Annotated in this window: 19 protein-coding genes; 3 read left to right on the top strand and 16 right to left on the bottom strand. The window is 71.1% G+C overall.

Going from position 1 to position 25,895, the window contains the following annotated elements; translation table 11 throughout:
- The first annotated feature begins 9 nt into the window (after positions 1 to 9).
- Positions 10 to 1,464 (top strand): MocR-like pyridoxine biosynthesis transcription factor PdxR, encoded by a 1,455-nt coding sequence (gene pdxR / locus AC07PU_RS18895; protein WP_495319464.1) that lies wholly within the window; start codon positions 10 to 12, stop codon positions 1,462 to 1,464.
- On the opposite strand, the gene AC07PU_RS18900 is transcribed toward pdxR, so the two are convergent.
- The 6 genes from AC07PU_RS18900 to AC07PU_RS18925 form a co-directional block, all read right to left on the bottom strand.
- A complete protein-coding gene (locus tag AC07PU_RS18900) occupies positions 1,455 to 2,315 on the bottom strand; it encodes an isocitrate lyase/PEP mutase family protein (RefSeq protein WP_296779647.1) in 861 nt (286 codons plus the stop codon). The genes pdxR and AC07PU_RS18900 overlap by 10 nt on opposite strands.
- 16 nt (positions 2,316 to 2,331) lie before the next feature.
- The gene (gene prpF / locus AC07PU_RS18905) at positions 2,332 to 3,525 is read right to left on the bottom strand and encodes a 2-methylaconitate cis-trans isomerase PrpF (RefSeq protein ID WP_495319466.1); all 1,194 of its coding nucleotides are present in this window, start codon (positions 3,523 to 3,525) and stop codon (positions 2,332 to 2,334) included.
- A gap of 12 nt (positions 3,526 to 3,537) precedes the next feature.
- Positions 3,538 to 6,162, bottom strand: coding sequence for a Fe/S-dependent 2-methylisocitrate dehydratase AcnD (acnD, locus tag AC07PU_RS18910; protein WP_495319468.1), 2,625 nt, complete (start codon positions 6,160 to 6,162; stop codon positions 3,538 to 3,540).
- A gap of 55 nt (positions 6,163 to 6,217) precedes the next feature.
- Entirely contained in the window at positions 6,218 to 7,198 is a 981-nt protein-coding gene (locus AC07PU_RS18915) for a tripartite tricarboxylate transporter substrate binding protein (protein ID WP_203207516.1), read from the bottom strand.
- A gap of 116 nt (positions 7,199 to 7,314) precedes the next feature.
- Positions 7,315 to 8,472, bottom strand: a complete 1,158-nt coding sequence (prpC, locus tag AC07PU_RS18920; protein WP_495319470.1) for a bifunctional 2-methylcitrate synthase/citrate synthase — start codon at positions 8,470 to 8,472, stop codon at positions 7,315 to 7,317.
- 5 nt (positions 8,473 to 8,477) lie between these two features.
- Positions 8,478 to 8,873: an acyl-CoA thioesterase gene (locus tag AC07PU_RS18925; protein WP_398493636.1), complete on the bottom strand. Its 396-nt coding sequence runs from the start codon at positions 8,871 to 8,873 to the stop codon at positions 8,478 to 8,480.
- 123 nt (positions 8,874 to 8,996) lie between these two features.
- On the opposite strand from AC07PU_RS18925, the gene AC07PU_RS18930 reads away from it, so the two are divergent.
- Positions 8,997 to 10,436: a short-chain fatty acyl-CoA regulator family protein gene (locus AC07PU_RS18930; RefSeq protein WP_495319472.1), complete on the top strand. Its 1,440-nt coding sequence runs from the start codon at positions 8,997 to 8,999 to the stop codon at positions 10,434 to 10,436.
- Between the two features lie 298 nt (positions 10,437 to 10,734).
- Positions 10,735 to 15,051, top strand: coding sequence for a hypothetical protein (locus AC07PU_RS18935; RefSeq protein ID WP_495319474.1), 4,317 nt, complete (start codon positions 10,735 to 10,737; stop codon positions 15,049 to 15,051).
- A gap of 98 nt (positions 15,052 to 15,149) precedes the next feature.
- Here the strand turns inward: AC07PU_RS18935 and AC07PU_RS18940 are convergent, their stop codons facing one another.
- The 10 genes from AC07PU_RS18940 to AC07PU_RS18985 form a co-directional block, all read right to left on the bottom strand.
- A complete protein-coding gene (locus AC07PU_RS18940) occupies positions 15,150 to 16,196 on the bottom strand; it encodes a LacI family DNA-binding transcriptional regulator (protein WP_093345707.1) in 1,047 nt (348 codons plus the stop codon).
- A 46-nt stretch (positions 16,197 to 16,242) separates the two neighbouring features.
- Positions 16,243 to 17,439, bottom strand: a complete 1,197-nt coding sequence (locus AC07PU_RS18945) for a fumarylacetoacetate hydrolase family protein (RefSeq protein WP_495319476.1) — start codon at positions 17,437 to 17,439, stop codon at positions 16,243 to 16,245.
- 1 nt (position 17,440) lies between these two features.
- Entirely contained in the window at positions 17,441 to 18,208 is a 768-nt protein-coding gene (locus AC07PU_RS18950) for an enoyl-CoA hydratase/isomerase family protein (RefSeq protein ID WP_093345702.1), read from the bottom strand.
- A gap of 32 nt (positions 18,209 to 18,240) precedes the next feature.
- Positions 18,241 to 19,383, bottom strand: a complete 1,143-nt coding sequence (locus tag AC07PU_RS18955; RefSeq protein WP_495319478.1) for an extracellular solute-binding protein — start codon at positions 19,381 to 19,383, stop codon at positions 18,241 to 18,243.
- Complete coding sequence (locus AC07PU_RS18960) at positions 19,380 to 20,585, bottom strand: CaiB/BaiF CoA transferase family protein (protein ID WP_296783361.1); 1,206 nt, start codon at positions 20,583 to 20,585, stop codon at positions 19,380 to 19,382. The genes AC07PU_RS18955 and AC07PU_RS18960 overlap by 4 nt, the downstream gene beginning before the upstream one ends.
- A gap of 32 nt (positions 20,586 to 20,617) precedes the next feature.
- Positions 20,618 to 21,799, bottom strand: coding sequence for an ABC transporter ATP-binding protein (locus AC07PU_RS18965; RefSeq protein ID WP_495319480.1), 1,182 nt, complete (start codon positions 21,797 to 21,799; stop codon positions 20,618 to 20,620).
- Between the two features lie 29 nt (positions 21,800 to 21,828).
- A complete protein-coding gene (locus tag AC07PU_RS18970; RefSeq protein ID WP_256222662.1) occupies positions 21,829 to 22,659 on the bottom strand; it encodes a carbohydrate ABC transporter permease in 831 nt (276 codons plus the stop codon).
- Complete coding sequence (locus AC07PU_RS18975; protein WP_495319983.1) at positions 22,659 to 23,609, bottom strand: carbohydrate ABC transporter permease; 951 nt, start codon at positions 23,607 to 23,609, stop codon at positions 22,659 to 22,661. Before AC07PU_RS18975 ends, AC07PU_RS18970 begins: the two co-directional genes overlap by 1 nt.
- 22 nt (positions 23,610 to 23,631) lie before the next feature.
- On the bottom strand, positions 23,632 to 24,888 hold the full coding sequence (locus AC07PU_RS18980) for an ABC transporter substrate-binding protein (protein ID WP_495319481.1): 1,257 nt from the start codon (positions 24,886 to 24,888) through the stop codon (positions 23,632 to 23,634).
- 204 nt (positions 24,889 to 25,092) lie between these two features.
- A complete protein-coding gene (locus tag AC07PU_RS18985; RefSeq protein ID WP_495319483.1) occupies positions 25,093 to 25,854 on the bottom strand; it encodes an SDR family NAD(P)-dependent oxidoreductase in 762 nt (253 codons plus the stop codon).
- Positions 25,855 to 25,895: the final 41 nt, after the last annotated feature.

Raw genomic sequence — 25,895 nt, forward strand, 5'->3', positions numbered from 1 at the left:
TCTTTTTGCATGGACCAGTTGTCGCTTCCCCCGGGCCAGGGCGCGGGCCGCCGCATCTACGCGCTGCTGCGCGACCAGATCGCCGACGGCACCCTGCCCGCGGGCGCGCGCGCCCCGTCGACCCGGGCCCTGGCGGCCGAGCTCGGCGTCTCGCGCACCACGGTGACCGCGGTCTACGAGCAGCTCGCCGCCGAGGGCTACCTGCTCACGTCGGCGGGGCGCGCGGCGCGCGTGGCGAGCCCGCCGTCTGCCGCCGTGGCTCGGCCGGCGGCCGCCTCCCGCCGCGCCCGGCCCGCGCCCACGCTGTCGGCCTACGGCCGCCGCATCGCCGCGATGGCGCCACCAGCGGCTGCACCGAGCGAGCCGGCGCGCATCGACTTCCTCTATGGCGCGGTCGCCTCGCGCGACTTCCCCGCGCTGGTCTGGCGGCGTGCCTACCAGGCCGAGCTGCTGCGCCAGCAGCGCAGCCTGAGCTACGCGCCGCCCGAAGGCGACGAAGGCTTGAGACGCGCGCTGCAGGGCTATCTGCGGCGCGCGCGCGGGCTGGTCTGCGACGCCGGGCAGATCGTCGTGGTGCAGGGCTCGCAGCAGGGCATCGACCTGTGCGCGCGGCTGCTGCTCGATCCGGCCGATGCCTTCGTGTTCGAGAACCCCGGCTACCTGATGGCGCGGCGCTGCTTCGAGGCCACGGGGGCGACGCTGCTGCCGGTGCCCGTCGATGCGCAGGGCCTGGACACGGCCGCGCTGCCGCGCGACGGCCGCGCGCGCCTGGCCTATGTCACGCCCTCGCACCAGTTCCCGCTCGGCGGCGTGCTCGCCATCGGCCGGCGCCTCGCGCTGCTGCAATGGGCGCGGCAGCAGCGCGCCTGGATCGTGGAGGACGACTACGACGGCGAGTTCCGCTACGGCCAGCGCCCGATCGATGCGCTGCGCGCGATCGATGCCGACGGGCGCGTGCTCTACGTGGGCACCTTCTCGAAGGCGCTGTCGCCGCAGATGCGGCTCGGCTACCTGGTGCTGCCGCCCGAGCTGGTGCCGGTGTTCCGCCAGGCCAAGCGCATGGCCGACCGCCATGCGCCGCTGCTCGAACAGCGGGTGCTGGCTGCGCTGATCGACAGCGGCGCCTACGAGCGCCACGTGCGGCGCGCGCGGCGCGAGAACGAGCGCCGCCGCACGGCGCTGCTCGAGGCGATCGCGCGCCATCTGCCGGCCGAGGCGCAGGTCGCGGGCACGGCGGCCGGGCTGCACGTGGTGCTGTGGCTGCCGTGGCTGCGGCCGCGCGACGAAGCCGCGCTGGTCGCCGCCGCGCGGCTGCGTGGCGTGGGTGTCTATCCGGTGTCGCCGCTCTACGCGAGCAAGGCCACCGGCAGTCGTTGCGGCGGCCTGATCCTCGGCTATGCGAGCCTCACGGTCGAGCAGATCGCGCAGGGCGTGCGGCTGCTGGCCGCGGTGCTTCAGGTGTAGCGCTGTTCCAGCGCGTCCCACTCGGGCTTGCCCACGAGCCGCTGGCGCTCGGCGAAGGGCGTGACCAGGCCGCTGGACTCGCGCACTTCCTTCTCGTCGCGCAGCACCGTCAAGGCCTTCTGCATGCCGGCCACCGCGCCCTGCAGCGCGGCATTGGCATAGAGCACGATGCCGTAGCCGAGCTCGCCGAGTTCGGTCGCGTTGAAGATCGGCGTCTTGCCGCCGATCACCATGTTCATGAGCTGCGGCCGGTCGAGACGCCGCGGCAGCGCGCGGACTTCCTCGGCGCTGGTCACGGCCTCGACGAACAGGATGTCGGCGCCGGCCTCGGCGAAGCGCTGCGCGCGCTCGACCGCGGCCTCGAAGCCATGGACCGCGGCCGCGTCGGTGCGCGCCATGATCAGCAGGTCGGGATCGCGGCGCGCATCGACGGCCGCCTTGATCTTGCTCACGGCCTCCTCGGTGGAGATCACTTCCTTGCCCGAGAAATGGCCGCAGCGCTTGGGCGCGACCTGGTCCTCGAACTGGATGCAGTCGGCGCCCGCGCGCTCGAGCGTGCGCACGGTGTGGCGCACGTTGAGCGCGTTGCCGAAGCCGGTGTCGGCATCGACGATCAGCGGCACCGACACCGCGTCGCGGATGCGCGCCGTGTGGTCGGCGATCTCCGACAGGCCCATGAAGCCCTGGTCGGGCATGCCGAACCACATGTTGGTGACGCCGGCGCCGGTGACGTAGATCGCCTGGAAGCCGAGGTCTTCCACGACACGGGCGGAGAGCGCATTGAAGGCGCCCGGAACGATCAGGCCGCGGCGGGCCTCGGCGAGGGACTTGAGTTGCTTGCGGGTGGACATGGGGAGGATCCGTTTTTCAGAAACTGTCGCCGGGCACGCGCACCCAGCCTTCCATCAATACGCGGGCGCTGCGGCTCATCAGGGCCTTGGTCACGGCCCACTGGCCATCGACCGCGCGCGCCTCGGCGCCGACGCGCAAGCTGCCCGACGGATGGCCGAAGCGCACCGCCTGGCGTTCGCCGCCGCCGGCCGCGAGGTTCACCAGCGTGCCGGGAATCGCGGCCGCGGTGCCGATCGCGACCGCGGCCGTGCCCATCATGGCGTGGTGCAGCTTGCCCATCGACAGGGCGCGCACCAGCAGGTCGACGTCGGCGGCCCGCACCGGCTTGCCGCTGGATGCGACGTAGTCCTTCGGCGGCGCGACGAACGCGACCTTGGGCGTGTGCTGGCGCTTCGCGGCCTCGGCGATGTCCTGGATCAGGCCCATCTTCACGGCGCCGTGCGCGCGGATGGTCTCGAACATCGCGAGCGCCTTGGGGTCGCCGTTGATCGCGTCCTGCAGTTCGGTGCCGCTGTAGCCGATGTCGGCGGCATTGACGAAGATGGTGGGGATGCCCGCGTTGATCAGCGTGGCCTTGAAGGTGCCGACGCCGGGCACCTCGAGGTCGTCGACGAGCCTGCCCGTGGGGAACATCGCGCCGCCGCCCTCGCCCTCCCCTTCGTCGGCCGGATCGATGAACTCCAGCGGCACCTCGGCCGCCGCGAAGGTCACGCCATCGAGCTCGAAGTCGCCGGTCTCCTGCACCTGGCCGTCCGAGATCGGCACATGGGCCACGATGGTCTTGCCGATGTTGGCCTGCCAGATGCGCACGGTGCACACGCCATCGGGCGGCACGCGGGCCGGATCGATCAGGCCCTGCGCGATCGCGAACGGACCCACGGCGGCCGACAGGTTGCCGCAGTTGCCCGACCAGTCGACGAAGGCGCTGTCGATGGAGACCTGGCCGAACAGGTAGTCGACGTCGTGATCGGGCCGCGTCGAGCGCGAGAGGATCACGGTCTTCGAGGTCGACGAGGTGGCGCCGCCCATGCCGTCGATCTGCTTGGCATAGGGGTCGGGGCTGCCGATCACGCGCAGCAGCAGCGCGTCGCGCGCCGGGCCCGGCTGTTGCGCGGCCTGCGGCAGGTCCTGCAGGCGGAAGAACACGCCCTTGCTGGTGCCGCCGCGCATGTAGACGGCGGGAATCTTGATCTGAGGAATGGATGCCATGGTGATGGGTTCTCAAGCGACCGCGGTGTTCGCGGCCAGGAAGTCTTGCGCAAAACGCTGCAGCACGCCGCCGGCCTCGTAGATGGACACTTCCTCGGCGGTGTCGAGGCGGCAGGTGACCGGCACGCGCTGCACTTCGCCATCGCGCCGATGCACGATCAGCGCGAGGTCGGCGCGCGGGGCCGGTTCGCCGGCCACGTCGTAGGTCTCGGTGCCGTCCAGCCCCAGCGTGAGCCGCGTGGTGCCGGGCTTGAACTCGAGCGGCAGCACGCCCATGCCGAGCAGGTTGGTGCGGTGGATGCGCTCGAAGCCCTCGGCCACCACCGTTTCGACGCCGGCCAGGCGCACGCCCTTGGCGGCCCAGTCGCGCGAGGAGCCCTGGCCGTAGTCGGCACCGGCCACGATGATCAGCGGCTGGCGGCGGTTCAGGTAGGTCTCGATCGCCTCCCACATGCGCACCACGCGGCCCTCGGGTTCGATGCGCGCGAGCGAGCCCTTCTGCTGCACGCCGTCGACCACCGCCATCTCGTTGACGAGCTGCGGATTGGCGAAGGTGGCGCGCATGGCCGTCAGGTGGTCGCCGCGGTGCGTGGCGTAGGAATTGAAGTCCTCTTCCGGCAGGCCCATCTTCGCGAGGTACTCGCCGGCGGCGCTGTCGCGCAGGATCGCGTTCGACGGCGACAGGTGGTCTGTCGTGATGTTGTCGGGCAGGAGCGCCAGCGGCCGCATGCCGCGCAGGGTGCGCGGGTTGGCCGCGAGCGCGCCCACGCCCTCGCTGTCCCAGTAGGGCGGGCGGCGGATGTAGGTGGACTGCGGGCGCCAGTCGTACTGCGGGCTGGCCTTCTCGCCGTGGTCGGCATGGATCGCGAACATCGGCTCGTAGACCTGGCGGAACATCTCGGGCCGCACCGAGGCGGCGACGATCGCGTCGATCTCCTCGTCGGCGGGCCAGAGGTCGGCCAGGCGGATCTCCTTGCCGTCGACCACGTCGAGGATGTCGCGCTCGATGTCGAAGCGCATGGTGCCCGCGATCGCATAGGCCACCACCAGCGGCGGCGAGGCCAGGAAGGCCTGCTTGGCGTAGGGATGGATGCGGCCGTCGAAGTTGCGGTTGCCCGAGAGCACGGCGGTGGCGTAGAGGTCGCGCTCGACGATCTCCTGCTGGATCTTCGGATCGAGCGCGCCCGACATGCCGTTGCAGGTGGTGCAGGCGAAGGCGACGATGCCGAAGCCCAGCTGCTCGAGTTCGGCGAGCAGGCCGGCGTCGCGCAGGTAGAGCTCGACGGCCTTCGAGCCCGGCGCCAGCGAGGACTTGACCCAGGGCTTGCGCACCAGGCCCAGCCGGTTGGCGTTGCGCGCCAGCAGCCCGGCGGCGATCACGTTGCGCGGGTTCGAGGTGTTGGTGCACGAGGTGATGGCCGCGATGATCACGGCGCCATCGGGCATCAGGCCCGCGGCCTCCTGCTGGCGCGCCGCGTGCAGGCCGATGGCGATCTCGCGCTCGGCCAGCTGCGAGGTCGGCAGGCGGCGGTGCGGGTTCGACGGGCCCGCCATGTTGCGCACCACGCTGGAGAGGTCGAACTTCAGCACGCGCTCGTAGGTGGCGGATGCCAGCGCGTCGGCCCAGAAGCCCGCGGTCTTCGCATAGGTCTCGACCAGCGCGACCTGCGCGTCCTCGCGGCCGGTGAGCCGCAGGTAGGCCAGCGTCTGTTCGTCGATGTGGAACAGCGCGGCGGTGGCGCCGTACTCGGGGCACATGTTGGAGATGGTCGCGCGGTCGCCGATGGTGAGGCTGCGCGCGCCCTCGCCGTAGAACTCGAGGTAGGCGCCGACCACCTTTTCCTTGCGCAGGAACTCGGTCAGCGCCAGCACGATGTCGGTGGCGGTGATGCCCGGCTGGCGGCGGCCCGTGAGCTCCACGCCGACGATCTCGGGCAGCCGCATCCACGAGGCGCGGCCGAGCATCACGTTCTCGGCCTCGAGCCCGCCCACGCCGACCGCGATCACGCCCAGCGCGTCGACGTGCGGCGTGTGGCTGTCGGTGCCCACGCAGGTGTCGGGAAAGGCCAGGCCGTCCTGCACGTAGACCACGGGCGACATCTTCTCGAGGTTGATCTGATGCATGATCCCGTTCCCCGCGGGGATCACCTCCATGTTGGCGAAGGCGCGCTTGGTCCACTCGATGAAATGGAAGCGGTCCTCGTTGCGCCGGTCCTCGATCTCGCGGTTCTTCTCGAAGGCCCGCGGGTCGAAGCCGCCGCACTCCACGGCCAGCGAGTGATCGACGATCAACTGCACCGGCACCACCGGATTCACCTGCGCCGGATCGCCGCCCTCGGCCGCGATCGCATCGCGCAGGCCCGCGAGGTCGACCAGCGCGGTCTGGCCCAGGATGTCGTGGCAGACCACGCGCACCGGGAACCACGGAAAGTCGCGATCGCGCCGGCGCTCGGCGATCTGCAGCAGGCATTCGTCGAGGATCGCGGGATCGCAGCGGCGCACGAGGTTCTCGGCATGCACGCGCGCGGTGTAGGACAGCGTGTCCCAGGCACCGGGGCGCAGCGCTTCGATGGCGGCGCGCGCGTCGATGTAGTCGAGCGCGGTGCCGGGGAGTTTTTTTCTGTGGCTTGAAGTCATCGTGGGAAGCGGGCAGGAAAGCGATGCGGCCCCGCTGCGAGGGGCCGCGCGGGGTTCATTCGGAGCGGATGTCGTTGTCCTTCACGACCTTGGCATAGCGCGGGATCTCGGTGCCGATCAGCGCACCGAACTGCTCGGCGCTGCCGCCGGCCGGCGACACGCCGGTGGGATCGAGCTTCGCGACCAGTTCGGGCGCCTTGAGGCCGGCATCGAGCGCGCCGTTGAGCTTGGCGAGCACGGACGGCGGCACGCCCCGGGGCGCGATCAGGCCGTGCCAGGCCACCACGTCGTACGCGGGCAGGCCGCCGCTCTCGGCGATCGAGGGGATGTCGGGATAGGCCTGCAGCCGCTTCGCCGTGGTGACGGCGAAGGCCCGCAGCCGGCCCGACTGCACGTGCGGCATCAGCGCCTCGGTGCCCGCAATCAGCATGTCGACGTTGCCCGCCACCAGGTCGGTAACGGCCGGCCCGGTGCCGCGGTACGGCACGTGCGTGGCCTTGACCTTCGCCATGCCGAACAGGTACTCGCTCACGATGTGCAGGTGGCTGCCGTTGCCGGCCGAGGCGAAGGTGAGCTTGCCGGGGTTCTGGCGCGCGAAGGCCAGCAATTCCTGCAGGTTCTTCGCGGGCACCTTCGACGGGTTGACGCACAGCACGTAGGCGCCCTTGGAGAGCTGGATCACCGGCGTCATCTCGGCCACCGGATCGAAGCGCAGCTTGTAGAGCGAGGGATTGACCGTGTAGCTGCCCGCGATCAGCAGCAGCGTGTAGCCGTCGGGTGGCGTGTGCAGCGCGTACTCGGTGCCGATGGTGCCGCCGGCGCCGGGCCGGTTGTCCACCACCACCGACTGGCCCAGCTGCTGGGTCAGCACGTTGGCCGCCACGCGGGCGATGAAGTCGGAGCCGCCGCCCGGCGCGAAGGGGCAGACGATGCGCAGCGGCTTGTTCGGGAAGGCCTCCTGGGCACGGAGGGTGGCGGCGGGCAGCGTCAGTCCCGCCAGGGCGGCGGCCGAGAAGGCGCGGCGATTCAGCGTCATGGTCTTGTCTCCAGTGTTGTGCTTCGGTGTGGGAGCGCCGCCCCGGGGAGCGGCACCGCGGAGTGTGCTCCGAGCGACATCGACCTGGAAGGACTTCACCGCGCCGCTGCCCCCGCTCAGGCGCGCGCCTCGATCGGCACGAACGCCAGGTCCTCGGGACCGGTGTAGTTGGCGCTCGGGCGGATGATCTTGTTGTCCACGCGCTGCTCGACCACGTGCGCGGCCCAGCCGCTGGTGCGCGCGATCACGAACAGCGGCGTGAACATGGCGGTGGGCACGCCCATCATGTGGTAGCTCACGGCGCTGAACCAGTCGAGGTTGGGGAACATCTTCTTGACCTCCCACATCACGGACTCGAGTCGCTCGGCGATGTCGTACATCTTGGTCGAGCCCGCCTCTTCCGACAGCCTCCGGGCCACGCCCTTGATCACCACGTTGCGCGGATCGCTCACGGTGTAGACCGGGTGGCCGAAGCCGATCACGACTTCCTTGGCCTCCACGCGGCGGCGGATGTCGGCCTCGGCCTCGGCCGGGCTGTCGTAGCGTTTCTGGATCTCGAAGGCCACCTCGTTGGCGCCGCCGTGCTTGGGGCCGCGCAGCGCGCCGATCGCGCCGGCGATGGCCGAGTGCATGTCGCTGCCGGTGCCGGCGATGACGCGCGCGGTGAAGGTGCTGGCGTTGAACTCGTGCTCGGCATAGAGATTGAGCGAGGTGTGCATCGCGCGCACCCAGGCCTCGGAAGGCTTCCGGCCATGCAGCAGGTGCAGGAAGTGGCCGCCGATCGAGTCGTCGTCGGTCTCCACGTCGATGCGCTTGCCCTGGCTGCTCCAGTGGTACCAGTACAGCAGCATCGAACCGAGCGAGGCCATCAGGCGGTCGGCGATGTCGCGCGCGCCCGGCAGGTTGTGGTCGTCCTTCTCGGGCAGCACGCAGCCCAGCGCCGAGACGCCGGTGCGCATCACGTCCATCGGGTGGGCGCCGGCCGGCAGGCTCTCGAGCGCTTCCTTCACGCTCGCGGGCAGGCCGCGCAGCGCCTTGAGCCGCGCCTTGTAGGCCTTGAGCTCGGCGCGCGTGGGCAGCTTGCCGTGCACCAGCAGGTGGGCGATCTCCTCGAACTCGCAGACCTCGGCGATGTCGAGGATGTCGTAGCCGCGGTAGTGCAGGTCGTTGCCGGTGCGGCCCACGGTGCACAGCGCGGTGTTGCCCGCGGTCACGCCCGAGAGGGCGACGGATTTCTTGGGGCGGAAGCCCGCGGGGGCGGTGGTTTCGGTCATGGGGTTCATGCGGTTTCTTCGTTGAGGTAGGCGCGATCGATGGCGGCGGGACGACCGGCGGCGTCGACCGCCACCATTTCGAACACGCCCTTGAGGACTTCTTCGGCCGGCGCGCCCGGCACGTCGGCCAGGCCGGTCACGCACACGGTCATCGAACTGCGGCCGATGCGGCTGACCCAGCCGCGCAGCAGCAGCTGGTGGCCCACCGGCACCGGCGCGAGGAAGTCGACGCCGGTCACGCCGGCCATCACCACCTCGCGCTGCGCCAGGCCGCGCGCGGCCAGGAAGGCGGCCTTGCTCATCAGTTGCAGGCCCTGCCCGGCGAACAGCGTGCCGCGGTGGTTGGCATGCACCGGCAGCACCAGTTCGCGCAGTTCGGTCGTTCCAGCGGGTGTTGTCATGCTTCGCAATCTACGCAGAGAATGCGGTTTGCAGAAGGACTGAAAAGGCAAATTCTTGCGGACCCCAATCCTCAAATTTGCAAATTTTGCGAATTTCCCCGCATTCGCAGCGAAGGCGAAACGATGAAGAAGACATTCATGGGCGTGCGCCTGCGCAGCCTGCGCGCGGAGCGCGGCCTGTCGCAGGTGGCGCTGGCCAATGCGCTGGAGCTGTCGCCCAGCTACCTCAACCAGCTCGAGCAGAACCAGCGGCCGCTGACGGTGGCGGTGCTGCTCAAGATCAGCCGCGCGCTCGGCGTCGACATCCAGCAGTTCTCCGAGGACGAGGAGGCGCGGCTGGTCGCCGGCATGCGCGAGGCGCTGGCCGATGCCGCCGAGCCGGTGGCGTTGCCCGAGCTGCAGGAGGTGGCGGCGCAGATGCCCGCGCTGGGCCGCGCGCTGCTGGCGCTGCACCGGCGCAACATCGAGGCGATGGAGCAGCTCGAGACCATGGCGCTGCGCCTGGGCGACGAGCGCTCGGGCCTGGCCGCGCCGCGCGCCATGCCCTTCGAGGTGGTGCGCGACTTCTTCTTCGCGCACCAGAACCACTTCGACACCCTCGACCGCGCGGCCGAGGCGCTGGCGCAGGAAGCGCAGCAGGCGCAGGCCGCGCCGGGCGCGCGCGAGCACGGCGGCCATCTCGCCGAATGGCTGGTCGAGCGGCTGCGCCAGCGCCACGGCGTGCGCGTGCTGCTGACCGACGACACCGAGGTCAGCAAGCGCCGCTACGACGCCGCGCAGCGCAGCCTGCGGCTGTCGCCCGCGCTCGAGCCGGGCCAGCAGGCCTTCCAGCTCGGCACCCAGCTCGCGCTGCTCGAGCTCGGCGCGGCGATCGACGCGCTGGTCGATGCGCCGCCTTTCACCGAGGACCCGGCCTCGCGCAAGCTGGCGCGCATCGGCCTTGCCAACTACTTCGCGGGCGCCCTGCTGCTGCCCTACGGCGCCTTCCTCGAGGCCGCGGAATCGCTGCGCTACGACATCGACCTGCTCGGCCAGCGCTTCGGCGTCGGCTTCGAGACCGTGTGCCACCGGCTCAGCACGTTGCAACGGGTGGGCGCGCCCGGCGTGCCCTTCTTCTTCGTGCGCGTGGACAAGGCCGGCAACATCTCCAAGCGCCAGTCGGCCACGCACTTCCACTTCAGCCGCACCGGCGGCACCTGCCCGCTGTGGAACGTGTACGAGGCCTTCGCGCAGCCCGAGCGCATCCTGCCGCAGCTCGCGCGCATGCCCGACGGGCGGCGCTACCTGTGGATCGCGCGCTCGGTCTCGCGCGGGCAGCGCGGTTATGGTTCGCCGCGCAAGACCTTCTCGATCGGACTGGGCTGCGACATCCGCCATGCGCCGCGCCTGGTGTATGCGAAGGGGCTCGACCTGCAGGACCCCGAGGCCGCCACGCCGATCGGCATGGGCTGCAAGGTCTGCGAACGCGAGCGCTGCCCGCAGCGCGCCTTTCCGTTCATCGGCGAGGCGCTGGACGTGGACGAGAACCAGAGCCGGTTCGCGCCCTATGGGTTCGAGCGCTAGGCGTCGAGGCGCGCACGCGCGCGCGCCGTCCGACGGCTTTTCGGGGCGTGCGCCTGCGCCGTTGCATGTCCCCGGAACCCGCTTGGCGTTCCGGAAAAAAAGCGCCCCGCGTTACGTAACGCGCGGCGAAAAGCGGTGTTACGCATGTTCCCGCCGCGTGTTACCCCAATTGTGAAAAGCCTTTTGAATCAACGAGATAAGTCGATCACGGTGCCGTAACAAAGGCCTGCCATGGCGGTAGCGCGAAGGCGGCACGCATGTTGCCCCTGTAGGCCATATCTTTGTCACAGAGGCCGCCATGACTACAACAGAATCATCGACTCCGACGACCCCGGCCACCACCGCAAACGGTGGGGCGCCCGTGGTCCTCGCTCAAGCCACCGCCTCGCCGATCGCCCCGATGGGCGCGGCCGCGGCAGTGCCCTCCTCGGCACCCGCGGCCGCCGCGCCCGCCAGCATCGGATCGCTATCGAATGCGACGCCCGGCACGACCATCGTGCGCGACGGCGTGAGCATCCCGGTGGACGGCAACCAGTCGCTGATCGCCGGCGACCGCGTGATCGTTCCCGATGGCGGCCAGGCCAACGTGCTGTTCCCCGGCTCGGCCACCAACAAGGCGCCGCTGGCCGGCGTCTTCGCGGGCGGCACCGATGCCACCGTGACGTCGACCAAGCTGCCGGGCGGCCTCGAGCAGGTGAACGTCGACGTGGCCTCGGGCGACCTCGCGGTCACTCCGCCCGATGCCGACGCCGATGCGGCGGCGCTGGCGGTTACCAAGAAGCTCGCCACCGGCGGTGGCCTCGGCGTCGGCGAGTTCGCGCTCGGCGCGCTGGGCGGCATCGCGCTGGCCGCGGCCCTGGGCGGCGGCGGCAGCGATTCGAGCGTTCCCTTCTTCATTCCCGGTGTCGGCGATTCCGATGCGGATGCCGATGCGGACGCGGATGCCGACGCCGATGCGGACGGTGATGCCGACGCAGACGCGGATGCCGATGCGGACGCCGATGCGGACGCCGATGCCGACGCGGATGCAGACGCCGATGCGGATGCCGACGCAGATGCGGACGCTGACGCGGATGCCGACGCTGACGCCGATGCGGACGCCGACGCCGATGCGGATGCCGACCACCTGCTGGATCCGGGCGACGGCACCGTCGGCCACGTGATCGATGCGGTGGACAACACCCTGGGCCTGGGCGGCGCGCTCCAGACCGTGAAGCCCATCGTCGACAGCGTCACCGACGTGATCGACGACGTGCTCGCGCCGATCGCCGGCAGCGACTTCACGCCCAACGATCCCAACGAGTTCGATCCCGTGGACAACGTGGTCGACCATGTCACCACCAACCTCGGCGGCGTGCTGTCCCCCGTGGTCGACGGCCTGCTGGGCGGCGGCACCACCGGCGCGATCATCGACACGCTCAATGGCCAGGTCGACTACCTGACCGATGCGCTGAACAACATCCTCGAGAACGTGCTGGGCAGCGACGGCCTGCTGGGCGGCGTGACCACCGGCCTGGGCATCGACGGCCTCGTCGACGGCCTGCTGGGCGACGACGGCGTGGTCGGCCAGGTGCTCGACGGCCTGCTCGGCGAGCACAGCCTGCTCGGTGGCCTGCTGGGCGAAGACGGCCTCGTGGGCGGCCTGCTCGGCGACGACGGCCTGCTCGGTGGCCTGATCGGCGAAGGCACCGCGGTCGGCAGCCTGCTCGACACCCTGCTGGGTGACGGCGGCCTGCTCGGCGGCCTGGGCGGCGAAGACGGATTGCTCGGCGGCCTGCTGGGCCCGGCACTCGGCGAAGGCGGCCTGCTCGGTGGCCTGCTGGGCGACGACGGTGCCCTCGGCGGCCTGCTCGGCGAAGACGGCATCGTGGGCAGCCTGCTCGGCGACGACGGCCTGCTGGGCAACCTGCTCGGCAGCGATGGCCTGAGCGGCGGCCTGCTCGGACCCGACGGTCTGGTCGGCAGCCTGCTGGGACCGGATGGCGTGGTCGGCAGCCTGCTGGCCGACGGCCCGCTCGGTGGCCTGCTCGGCGGTGAAGACGGATTGCTCGGCGGCCTGCTGGGTGACGACGGCCTGTTGGGCGGTCTGCTCGGCGACGACGGCCTGCTCGGTGGCGTGCTCGGCGAAGACGGCATCCTCGGCGCCGGTGGCCCGCTCGGCGGCCTGCTGGGCGATGACGGCCTGCTCGGCGGCCTGCTGGCCGATGACGGTTTGCTCGGTGGCCTGCTCGGTGACGACGGCCTGCTCGGCGGCGTGCTGGCCGACGACGGTCTGCTCGGTGGCCTGATCGGCGGCGATGGCCTGCTGGGCGGTCTGCTCGGCGATGACGGCCTGGTCGGTGGCCTGCTCGGCGACGACGGCCTGCTGGGTGGCCTGCTCGGCGAAGGCGGCATCCTCGGCGGCGTGCTGGGTGAAGACGGCCTGGTGCCGAGCCTGCTCGGCGACGACGGTCTGGTCGGCGGCCTGCTGGGCAGCGACGGCCTCGTGGGCGGCCTGCTCGGTGAAGACGGTCTGCTGGGCGGCGTGCTCGGCGGCATCGGCGGTGGCGGCGGCGGCACCGGTGCCCAACTGCTCGACCCGACCGACAGCATCGTCGGTGGCCTGGTCGACGGCCTCAATGACGGCCTGCTCGGCGAGCTCGGCCTGGGCGACGTGCTCGCCCCGGTGGTCGGCCTGACCGACAGCCTGACCGACACCGTGAGCGGCCTGCTGGGCCCGGTGCTCGGCGACACCTTCACGCCGAACGACCCGAACGTGCTGGATCCGGTGGACGACCTCGTGGGCCAGGTCACCGACGGTGTCGGCGGCCTGCTGAGCCCGCTGACCGACCAGCTGCTGGGCGCCGGCACCACCGACGCACTGCTGGGCGCGGTGGGCACGCAGGTCGACTTCCTGACCGATGGCGTGGCGAATCTGATCGGCGGCGATGGGCTGCTGGGTGGCGTGCTGGGTGACGACGGCCTGCTGGGCGGTCTGCTCGGTGGCGACGGTGGTCTGCTGGGTGGCGTGCTGGGTGACGACGGTCTGCTGGGCGGTTTGCTCGGCGGTGACGGCGGCCTGCTCGGCGGCATCCTGGGCGACGACGGTCTGCTGGGCGGCCTGCTCGGCGGTGACGGCGGCCTGCTGGGTGGCGTCCTCGGCGATGACGGTCTGCTGGGCGGCTTGCTCGGCGGCGACGGCGGCCTGCTCGGCGGCATCCTGGGTGATGACGGCCTGCTGGGCGGCTTGCTCGGCGGTGACGGTGGCCTGCTGGGTGGCATCCTGGGTGACGACGGTCTGCTGGGCGGTTTGCTCGGCGGCGACGGTGGCCTGCTCGGCGGCATCCTGGGTGATGACGGTCTGCTGGGTGGCTTGCTTGGTGGCGACGGCGGTCTGCTGGGTGGTGTCCTGGGCGACGACGGTCTGCTGGGCGGCCTGCTCGGTGGCGACGGTGGCCTCCTGGGTGGCGTCCTCGGCGACGATGGCCTGCTCGGTGGCATCCTGGGTGACGATGGTCTGCTCGGCGGCGTGCTCGGTGGCGACGGTGGCCTGCTCGGCGGCATCCTCGGCGATGACGGCCTTCTCGGCGGTCTGCTGGGCGGCCTGCTCGGCGGTGGTGCCGATGCCAGCGCCTCGGCCAGCCTGATGGTCGCGGCCGATGCGCCGGCCGATGGTGGCCTGCTCGGCGGTCTGCTGGGTGGCGAAGGCGGTCTGCTCGGCGGCATCCTCGGTGACGACGGCCTGCTGGGCGGTCTGCTCGGCGGTGACGGCGGCCTGCTCGGCAGCATCCTCGGCGACGACGGCCTGCTGGGCGGCGTGCTGGGTGGCGACGGCGGCCTGCTCGGTGGCGTCCTGGGCGACGGTGGCCTTCTGGGCGGCGTGCTCGGCGGCGAAGGCGGCCTGCTCGGCGGCATCCTGGGTGACGACGGCCTCCTGGGCGGCGTGCTCGGCGGTGACGGCGGTCTGCTCGGCGGCATCCTCGGTGACGACGGCCTGCTGGGCGGCGTGCTCGGTGGCGACGGCGGTCTGCTCGGCGGCATCCTCGGTGACGACGGCCTGCTGGGCGGTGTGCTCGGCGGTGATGGCGGTCTGCTCGGTGGTGTGCTGGGCGACGGCGGCCTGCTGGGTGGTGTGCTCGGCGGTGGCGAAGGCGGCCTGCTCGGCGGCGTCCTCGGCGACGACGGCCTGGTCGGCGGTCTGCTCGGCAACGATGGCCTGGTGGGCAACCTGCTGGGCAGCGACGGTCTGGTCGGTGGCCTGGTGGGTGGCCTGCTCGGCAACGACGGCCTCGTCGGCAGCCTGCTCGGCGCGCTGGGCGGCGACGGCCCGGTGGCCAACATCCTGCAGCCGGTGACCGAGATCGCCAGCGGCCTGAGCGACACCCTCGCTCCGGTGGTCGATACGCTGACCAGCGCCGGCTCCGGTGCCCTGGCCCCGGTGACCGACATCCTGGCCGGCGCGACCGCGGCGGCGGCCCCGGTGGTCGCGACCGTGTCCAACGTGGTCGAGAACGTCGATCACGCGGTGGGCTCGGTGGTCAGCGACGTGGTGACCCCGATCACCAGCCAGGTCGAGCACACGGTGGGCAACGTGGTGACCCCGGTCGCCAACATCCTGCACGGCCTGCTGGGCTGATCGCGCACCGCGGCTCGCGCCGCGGCTCACGAAGAAAAGGGGCGGACCGGCGACGGTCGGCCCCTTTTCTCATGGCGCCCCGCGGGGCGCCGGACCGCTCAGGCGCTCCCGCGCTCGATCAGCTCGAAACCCAAATCGCGCTTGCGCGCCGCCGGCGTCTCGCTGCGCAGCCGTTGCACCAGCATGCGCGCGGCCTCCTCGCCCATGCGCACGGTCGGCACCGCGATGGTCGTGAGGCCGGGGTTGAGCTCGCGCGCGATCTCGTAGTCGCCGAAGCCCATGATCGCGAGCTGCTTCGGCACCGCGATGCCCAGCCGCTGGCAGGCCAGCAGCGCGCCCGAGGCCAGCAGGTCGCTCGAGAACAGCAGCAGATCGCTGTCGGGGAAGCGTGCGCGCGCGGCCTCGAGCAGGGTGCTGCCGCTGCCCATGGTGTAGGGAAGGTTCTCCACCACCAGGCTGCGCGGCGCCTGACCGGGATAGTGGCGCGCCATGCCGGTGGTGTAGCCGTCCAGGCGCTCGCGCGCGCGGTCGTCGCCGGGGCGCGCGGCGCCCACGAAGGTGGGATGGCGGTAGCCGCGGCGCTGCGCATAGGCCACGGCCGCGGCCAGCGCTTCCTGGTTCGAGAAGCCCACGAGCTGGTCGATGGGCTTGCGCGTCCAGGCCCAGCTCTCGACCACGGGAATGGCGGCGCGCGCGAGCATCTCGCGCACCGCGTCGGTGTGGCGCGTGCCGACGAGGAAGAAGGCGTCGGGGCGGCGGCCCAGCAGGCTGCGCACCACGGCCTCCTCGCGCTCGTGGCTGTAGTCGGTGTGGCCGATGATCACCTGGTAGCCGGCCTGCAGCAGCACGTTCGACAGGCCCTGCAGCGTCTCGGCGAACACCGAGGCCGCGATCTGCGGGATCACGGCGGCCACCGTCATGCTGCGGTTCGAGGCCAGGTGGCTGGCCGCGAGGTTCTGCACGTAGCGGGTGCTGCGGATCGCCGCCTCCACGCGCTCGCGCGTCTGCGGCGTGCAGCCCTCGGGGTCGCGCAGCACGCGCGACACGGTCTGTGCCGACACGCCCGCCACCTGGGCCACGTCGGCCATGGTGACGGAGTTGGTGCCGAAGCGGCGGCGGCCCTGTCTTTTTTCGGGTTCTGTCATGGGTGGCCCGGATTCTGCCGCCAAGCGCGCCCGGCCACCGTCGCGCTCAAAGCCGCCCGCGCGCGGCGAGGTTGCGCATCAGCGCGCCGATGCCGAAGGTCCACGGCGGAATGCGATCGCTGCGCCCGACGCGGTTGAACAGCGTGCCCAGCCGCTCGGCGCGGATCGCCACGCGGTCGCCCTCGTGGTGGGTGAAGCCGGCGCCCGGCGCGTCGCGGTCCTGGATCGGCGCGAACATGGTGCCGCAGAACAGCAGGATGCCGTCGGGGTACTGGTGGTGCGCGCCCATGGCGTGGCGCACCAGCTCGAGCGGATCGCGGCTGATCCGCGCCATCGAGCTCGAGCCCTCGAGCACGAAGCCGTCCTCGCCTTCCACGCGCAGTTCGACCACGGTGGCGCGCAGGTCGTCGATGCCGTAGTGGGCATCGAACAGGCGGATGAACGGGCCGATGGCGCACGAGGCGTTGTTGTCCTTGGCCTTGCCCAGCAGCAGCGCGCTGCGGCCCTCGAAGTCGCGCAGGTTGACGTCGTTGCCGAGCGCGGCGCCAACGGTCCGGCCGCGGCTGTCGATGGCCAGCACGACCTCGGGCTCCGGGTTGTTCCAGGTCGAGCCCGGATGCAGGCCCACCTGCACGCCCGTGCCCACCGAGGCCAGCGGCGCGGCCTTGGTGAAGACCTCGGCGTCGGGCCCGATGCCGACCTCGAGGTACTGCGACCACAGGCCCTGCGCGAGCAGCACCTGCTTGAGCTGCATCGCCTCCGGCGAGCCCGGCACGATGCCCGAGAGGTCGTCGCCGACCACGGCCACCACCTGGTGGCGCACCGCCTCGGCGCGGCTTGCGTCACCGCGCGCCTGCTCCTCGATCACGCGCTCGACCATGCTGGCCGCGAAGGTCACGCCGGCCGCCTTCACCACCTGCAGGTCGTTGGGCGCGAGCAGGTGGCGCTGCGCGGGATCGGGGCCGTGCGCGGCGGTGCTTGCGAGCCAGTCGGCCAGCGTGCCGAGCGGCACGCCTTCGGCATCGCGCACGGCGGCGGCCGCATCCTCGCGCTCCAGCAGCGCCGAGACCGTGGGCGCGAGCGTGCCGATGTCGACCAGCTGGCCTTCGCGCACCGTCACCAGCGTCGGGCCGCCCAGCTCGCCGTTCCCGCCCGGAAGCCAGGCGCGGCCCACGAGCAGCGCTTTCTCCGCATCGATGGGCAGCGTGGCCGCGGCATCGACCATGTCGGGAATCGCCTGCATCTCAGCGCCCCTCGAACACGGCGGGCCGGCGTGCCTTGAAGGCCGCGCGGCCTTCCTTCGCGTCCTCGGTCGCGAAGCACACGGTCTGCAGGTCGCGTTCGTACTGGATCGCGGTCTCCAGCGGCATCGCATAGGCGGCGCGCAGGTTGGCCTTGGCGGTCTCGACCGCGATCGGCGGGCGGCTCGCGATGGTGGCGGCAATGGCCTGCGCGCGCGCCAGCAGCTCGGTGGCCGGCACCAGCTCGCTCACCAGGCCCCACTGCAGCGCCTGCTGCGCGCTGACGGGATCGCCGCCCATCAGCATCAGCGCGGTGTTCGAGGCGCCGATGCTGTGCGCGAGCATGTACGACATGCCGCCGCCGCCGATCCAGCCGAGCTTGACCTCGGGCGCGCCGAAGCGCGCGTGCTCGGCCGCGATGCGGATGTCGCACGACATGGCGGTCTCGAGGCCGCCGCCGAGCGCATAGCCGTTGATGGCGCAGACCACGGGCTTGCGCAGCGCGCGGATCGCGTCGCAGTAGTCGGGCCGGTTGCGGAAGGTCCAGGGCGTGTCGTAGCCGTCGAGCTCGGCGATGTCGCTGCCGGCGCAGAAGGCCTTCTCGCCGGCGCCCGTGATGACGACGGCGCGCACGTCGGCGCGCGCGTTGCAGTCCTTCACGTGGGCGACCAGCGCATCGGCCATCTCGGGCGTGACGGCGTTGAGCTTCTCGGGACGGTTGAGGATCAGGGTCGCGACCTGGTCGCGGACCTCGAAGAGGATGTGGTTCATGGCGGATGTGGACTGAAGAAGGGAAGACGGGCTCAGACTTCGCTGCCCGCGGGCCGGTGAGCCTGGTAGAGGGACTGCAGCCGCTCGAGCGCGGCCCTGGCCGCGAGCCGGTCGGCGAGCATCTCGCGCACCAGCGCCGAGGCCGCGGTCTGGAACGGGATGTAGCCCGGATGGCGCGGCCGCACGATCGCGGCCTCGAGCGTGGCCTCAGTCTGCGCGAAGAAGCCGTTCCACGCGGTATTGACGCGCGCGTTGCTCCACGCGCTGCGCGCGCTCGGCTGGCCGTCGGCGAAAGGAATGAAGTCCTCCTGCATCGCCGGGCTCATCAGCGCGACGAGGTGGGCGCGCAGCGCATCGCTGACGGTCGCGCGCCGGCTCACCGCGAGGCCGGTGCCGCCGAGCGTGGAGCCGAGGCCGTGCGAACCCGCGGGCACGTCGGCGAAGTGCAGCGGCCGCGTGCCGGCGCCGGCCACCGCGTAGTTGACGTAGCCGTAGACCAGCGGGCAGTACACGGCCTGCGCATCGCGCGACATCGCATCGAGGATGCCGATCGGGTTGAGCCCGGCCCAGCCGCGAAAGGCCAGCGCATGCAGTTCCGACAGCAGCTCCCAGGCCGTGCTGGCACCCTGCCCCGTGAACAGGCGGCCGGGCTCGCTGCCCGTGGGCGCGTCGCCATGCGCGGCCGCCATGCTGAACAGCGAGAGCGCGGCATGCGGGCCGGCCAGCGACAGGCACACCGGCTGGCGCGCGGCCAGCGCGAGCACCTCGGCCCAGCTGCGCGGCAGCGCGCCCTCGAGCCGATCGGTGCGCGCCACCGCCACCTGGGTGGCGGCATCGAGCGGCAGCGCCCAGTGCGCGCCGGCATAGCGGTAGCTGTCGAACGAGCGGCCGATGCTCTGCGCGCGCCAGCGCGCGAGGTCATCGGCGGCGAACAGCGATTCCAGCGGCTGCAGGCAGTCGCCCGCCACGGCGTCGCCGATGTGCGGATGGTCGAGCACGATCAGGTCGTAGCGCTCGGCCAGGTCCTCGATCGGATGCGACTCGAAGCCCTCGAGCGGCTGGCGTTCCCAGTGCAGGTCGAGGCCCTCGGCGCGCGCGCGCTCGGCCGCGCGCTCGAGCGCGACGTAGCCGCGCGGATGGTCCCAGGTCAGGCCCTTGATCGGCGCGCCGCTCACAGCGTCTCTTCCCCGATCACCTTGGCCGCGAGCAGGCCGTCGATGCGCTCTGTGCTCCAGCCCAGCTCACCGAGGATCTCGCGCGTGTGCTGGCCCGCCAGCGGCGCGCCACGGCGCACGCTCGAGGGCGTGCGCGTGAACTTGATCGGGAAGCCCGGCGTCTTCACCTTGCCCTCGGTCGGATGCTCGTACTCGACGAAGGTGCCGTTGTGGACGATCTGCGGATCGTTCATGACGTCGGCATAGCCGTACACCGGGCCGGCCCAGATGTCGGCCGCGCGGAACACAGCGAGCCACTCGGCAGTGCTGCGGTGGCGCAGCTTCTCGCGCGTGATCGAGAAGATCTCGTCGCGCCGCGCGAAGGTGTCGCGCTCGTCGTCGAAGTCGGCCAGCACCGGCGCGCCGATGGCCTGCGCCAGCGCCGCCATCTTCGGGAAGGCCAGCGCGAGGAAGCCGTCCTGCGTGGCGAACACGCCATAGGGCGCGCGGATGTAGACGTGGGCATGGGGCTCGGCCGTGCGCTCCTGCGGCTTGCCGGCCACGCTGAACACCGAAAGCTCCTGCATCTGCAGCGCGACGATCGCATCGAGCATGTTGACCTGCACCAGTTGGCCCTCGCCGGTGCGCTCGCGGTGCAGCAGCGCGGCGATCACGGCCTCGAAGGCGGTCGAGGCCGTGATGGCGTCGACCAGGTACTGGCCCGCTGGCGACGGCGGCTCGCCGGCGCGGCCGGTGGAGAGCATCGCGCCGCTCATCGCCTGCAGCAGCAGGTCCTGCCCGGGCCAGAGCTTGTAGGGGCCGTCTTCGCCGTAGCCCGACATCGAGACGTAGACCAGCCGCGGGTTGATCTTCGACAGCGTGGCGTAGTCCACGCCCAGGCGCTCGGCCACGCCGGGGCGGTAGTTCTGCAGGAACACGTCGGAGCCGCGCACCAGTTCGTAGAGCGCGTCGCGGCCCTCGTCGCTCTTGAGGTCGACCGCGAGGCTGCGCTTGTTGCGGTTGAGCGAGAGGAAGGAGACGTTGATGCGGTTGCCGCGCGCGCCGCCGGCCGAGACGTGGCGCTGCCATTCGCCGGCGACCGGCTCGACCTTGATGACGTCGGCGCCCAGGTCGCCCAGGCGCTGGGCCGCGAAGGGGCCGGCCATGGCGATGGAGCAGTCGAGGACGCGGAAGCCCTCGAGGATGGCGGAGGATTTGTTCATGGAGTGTGTTGGCGATGAGGGGTGGGAAGAATTCAGTGCGTGCGCGGCGCGGCGGCGAGGTTGCGGCCGGTGGCGGCGTCGAACAGCACGGCCTGCGTGGCATCGAAGCCGACCGCGACCGGGTCGCCGTTCGCGAGGTCGGTGTAGCCCGGCACCGTGACCATCAGGTCGGCGTTCGCGGCGCCTTCCTCGTCGTGCAGCGTGCGGGCGTCGGTGAGCGCGACCGCCACCAGCGACTCGGCGCCGACATGCTCGACCAGCGCGATGCGCCCGGCCAGGCCCTGGCCGCCGCGCGCCACCGTCAGCGCGTTCGGCCGCAGGCCGAGCACCACCGCGGCGCCGGGCGCGGCCAGACCGCGCAGGTGCGCGGGCAGCGGCATCGAGGCCTCGCCGCCGAGCGCGAGCGCGCTGCCGTCGGCGTTCACCGTGGCCTGCAGCAGGTTCATCGGCGGCGTGCCGATGAAGCGCGCCACGTAGAGGTTGGCGGGCGCCTCGTAGATCTCGCGCGGGCTGCCGAACTGCTGCACCACGCCGTCCTTGAGCAGCGCGATGCGCGTGCCCATGGTCATCGCCTCGACCTGGTCGTGCGTGACGTAGACGAAGGTGCCGCCCACGCGCTGGTGCAGCTTCGAGATCTCGGCGCGCATGGTGGTGCGCAGCTTGGCGTCGAGGTTCGACAGCGGCTCGTCCATCAGGAACACCTGCGGCTCGCGCACCATCGCGCGGCCGAGCGCCACGCGCTGGCGCTGGCCGCCCGAGAGCGTGCGCGGGTACTTGTCGAGCCAATCGGTCAGCGCCAGCGTGCGCGCGGTGCGCTCCACCAGCTGCGAGACGGCCGGCGAGCGCTCGATGCGCCGCTTGGCCATGCCGCCGAGCAGCGGGATGTGGAACCACCAGCGGTGCTGCCGCATGATCAGCGGAAAGGCGATGTTGCGCCGCACCGTCATGTGCGGATAGAGCGCATAGGACTGGAACACGAAGGCGATGTCGCGTTCGGTCGGCGGCAGTTCGTCGACGCGGCGCTCGTTGATGTGGATCTCGCCGCCGCTGATGCTCTCGAGCCCGGCCAGCATGCGCAGCAGGGTCGACTTGCCGCAACCGGAGGGGCCGAGCAGCACGAGGAATTCGCCGTCGGGCACGTCGATCGACACGCCCTTGACGACATGCTTGTCGGCGAAGTTCTTGGTGATGTCCTGGAGCTTGATGGAAGCCATGGCTGTGTGTTCGGTTCGATGGTTCGGGGTCAGCCCTTGACGCTGCCGGCGGTCATGCCGGAGACGACGTGGCGCTGCACGATCAGATAGAAGATGACGGCCGGCAGCGTGTACATCACGCCCACCGCCATCACGGCATCGAGCGGCGTGCTGAGCTCGCCGATGAAGCCGGCCAGGCCGACGGAGGCCGTGTGCAGCCGCTCCTCGGTGATCAGCGTCTGCGCGAACACGTACTCGTTCCAGCCATGGAAGAAGGAGATCACGGCGGCCGCGGCCAGCGTGGGCGCGATCAGCGGCACCACCACGCCCAGCACGATGCCGATGCGCGAGCAGCCGTCCACCCGCGCTGCCTCCTCGACCTCGATCGGCACGCCGTCGATGGCACCCTTGAGGATCCAGGTGATCACCGGCACGGTGAAGGCGGTGTTCGCGAGGATCAGGCCGCTCAGGGTGTTGAGCAGCTGCATCTGCGCGAAGATCGCATACAGCGGCACCACCAGCATCGCCTCGGGCAGCATCTGGGTGGCGAACAGGCCGAAGCCGATCGCGCCCTTGCCGCCGAAGCGGAAGCGCGACAGCGCATAGGCCGGGAACACCGCCAGCGCGATGCTCAGCACCGTGGTGCCGATCGCGACGCAGGCGCTGTTGAAGAGCCAGCTCGCCACCGGCTTGATGGCGAACACGCTCGCATACACCGGCAGTTGCCCCAGCGACGGCAGCAGCTGCGGCCGGTCGGCGAACAGCGCCTCGGTCGGCGTCAGCGAGGTCACCAGCATCCAGTAGATGGGGAAGGCCGCTGCGCCCAGCAGCACCAGCACCGCGAGCATGCGCAGCGCCTGTCGGCTCATGGCGGCGTGCATCAGCGCGCTCCTTCGCGTTCGGCGCGCGCGGTGTAGCGGAAGTACACCAGCGTCACGGCCAGCGCGATCGCCACGCCCACCATGCCGACGGCCGCGGCCTGGCCCAGGTGGTGGTTGACGAAGGCGCGCCGGTAGAGGTCGATCACCAGCGTGTTGGTGGCGCCCACCGGCCCGCCCTGCGTGAGCAGCCAGATCAGGTCGAAGCGGCGCAGCGACCAGATGGTGGAGAACAACGCCAGCAGCGCGACCGAGGGCCGGATGGTGGGCCACACCACGGCCTTGAACACGTTGAGCCGGTCGGCGCCGTCCATCACGGCCGCCTCGCGCAACTCGGAAGGCACGCCCTGCAGCGCCGCCAGCAGCACCACCGAGGCGAACGGAAAGATCTGCCAGATGGTGGTGATCAGCACCGCGGGCATGGCGTGCTGCATGCTGTCGAGCCAGTTCTCGCTGCCTGCGGCAATGCCGAAGAAGCGCAGCGTGTGGCCGAACACGCCGTACTGGGCGTTGTAGATCCAGATGAAGATCAGCGCCACCGCGACCGGCGGCGCGGCCCACGGGATGGTGACGGCGGCGCGCGCGATGCCGCGGCCGCGGAACGGCGCGTCGAGCAGCAGCGCCGAGGCCAGGCCCAGCCCGATCGCCGAGGCCACGCAGGCCACGGTGTAGAGCAGCGTGGTGAAGATCACGCGGTGGAAGTCGGGATCGTTCCAGAGGTCGGCGTAGTTCTGCAGCCCGACCCATTCGCCCTGCGAGGCCGCGAGCAGCGAGGTCGAGGTGAAGCTCAGCACCAGTTCGCGCAACAGCGGATAGCCCTGGAACACGAGCAGGTAGAGCGTGGCCGGCAGCACCAGCGCATAGGGCGCGAGCGGATGGCCGTCGAGGCGCGCGCGGCGGCGCGCACCCTCGCGGCGGGCCACCGCGGCGGCGGAGGACAGCGTGGCGTTCATCGTCACGGGATGTGGCGCGGGTTCAGCGCTTGAGCACGCGGCTCAGCACGGTCTGCTGCGCGTCGTTCATCGCCTTGGCGGGATCGACGCCACCCTGCAGCACCTTGATGACCTGCTCGATCACGATCTGCTGGATCTCGGGCGCCTTGACCTCGAGGCCCTGCGGCAGCGCGGGCACGCTGTTGGCGGTCTGCTGGTCGTAGACCGAGATCCAGGGCCACTTGGCGACCTCCTCGGCCGAGCGCGGCACGGCGATCGCGACGCTCGAGGCGCCGTGGATCAGCTGCAGCTCGCGCTGCGCCTCGGGCGTCAGCATCCATTGCAGGAAGGCACCGGCCGCGGCCTTGTTCTTGCTGTTGGCGTTGATGCTGATCGGCGCCAGGATCATGCCCTGCGCCTTGGTGGGAAACGGCGAGGGCGCGGCACCGAACTCGAAGCCCTTGGCCTGGGTCGCGAGGTTGGCGGCCACGCCGCCGTTGTCGACCTGCATCGCGATCTTGCCCTCGGCGAACATGCGCCGGTAGGTGGCGGCATCGGCACCCTTGGGGATCGCGCCGGCGTCGTAGACCTTCTTGTAGGCCGCCACGCCCTCGATCACCTTGGCGCTGTTGATGGTCGGGTTGCCCTGCTCGTCGGACCAGCGGCCGCCGAAACCGTAGACGTAGTTGCACAGGTCGTACCAGAAGCCGCCGCGCTCGGCCATGGTGGCGCGGTAGGCATAGCCGTAGTTGCCGGCGGCGGTCGAGGCCTTGGCGGCGGCCAGGAACTCGTCGAAGTTCGCGGGCGGCGTGCCCTTGAGCAGCGCCTTGTTGTAAACCATCGCGTAGTTGCTGACCTCGAACACCACGCCGTAGCGCTTGCCGCCGATCTTCATGTACTTGTCGGGGCCGGTGAGCGGGAAGGCGCCGTCGGCGATCACGTCGTCGATGGGCACGAGGCGCTTGGCATCGACCGCGGCGTAGAACTCGGGCAGGTCGAAGCGCACGAGGTCGGGGCCGGCATTGCCGCCCATCTGCGTGAAGACGGTGCTCGCGAAGGACGAGAACGGGATCGTGACGGGCTGGATCTCGACCTTGTCCTGGCTCTGGTTGAACTTGCCGATCCAGGCGCGCATCTTCTCGCCGCGCCCGGGCTCGGCGAAGCTCGATGCGGCGAAGGTCACGACCTGCTTGCCGGCGGCCTGCGCCTGGGCGCTGCCCGCGGCGAGCAGCTGCAGGGCCGGAACGATGGCGATCGCGGCGAGGGCCGCGCGGCGGCCGGTGAAAAGGCGTTGCTTCATGTGTGTCTGTCTCCGATGACGGCAGGCCCTGCCGTGGGATTCGAGGCGTCCGGCCGAAGCCGTCGCGCTGCTGTTGGCGAGATTATTAGCGCTAACTGTTAGCGCTAACAAGTACGACTTTAGCGTTGCAGCCCGTGGCTGCGATCACGGGATTTCCCTAGCTGGTGGTCGAGATGTCGAGTGGAAAGGCGGGGGCTTCGGCGGCTACTGCATCACCCAGCCGCCATCGACGTTGAGCGTCTGGCCGGTGACGAAGCCGCTGCCCTCGCTCGCGAAGAACAACATCGCGTTCGCGATGTCGTCGGGCGCGCCGCGGCGCTTGACCGACTGGTGCTCGAGCACGAAGCGCTCGTAGCCCTCGGCGTCGGGATGGATCTTCTCGGCATCGGTCGGAAAAGCGCCCGGCGACACCGCGTTGACCGTGATGCCGTGCGGCCCGAGCTCGCGCGCCATCGCGCGCGTCATGCCCAGCAGCGCGCCCTTGGAGGTGACGTAGGGCAGCAGCAGCGGCCAGCCGCCGTACATCGTGATGCTGACGACGTTGACGATGCGGCCGAAGCGTTGCCGCTTCATGTGCGGCAGCGCGGCCTGCACGCAGACCAGCGCCGCGTCGACGTTCACGCCCTGCACGCGGCGATGCTCCTCGATGCTGAACTCCTCGATGCTGCGCGAGGGATAGATGGCGGCGTTGTTGACCAGCACGTCGATGCCGCCCTGGGCCTCGAACAGCGCGGCCAGCTGCGCCGCGAGCGCGCCGAGGTCGGCGAGGTCGCCCTGCACGAAGCGCAGCCGCGCGCGCACCTCGGCGCCCTCGCCCTCCCCGGCCGCGACCAGGCGCTCGCCCTTGGCCGGATCGATGTCCAGCGCCAGCACCTGCGCGCCCGCGCGCGCGAAAGCCCAGCAGATGCTGGTGCCGAGTCCGCCGGCGGCGCCGGTCACCAGCACCTTCTTGCCTGTCATGTCCATGGTCGTGTCGTGTCTTTTGAAGTCGTGTGAGGAAAGGAGGG

Source organism: Variovorax sp. GW821-FHT10D07 (genome assembly GCF_059415325.1).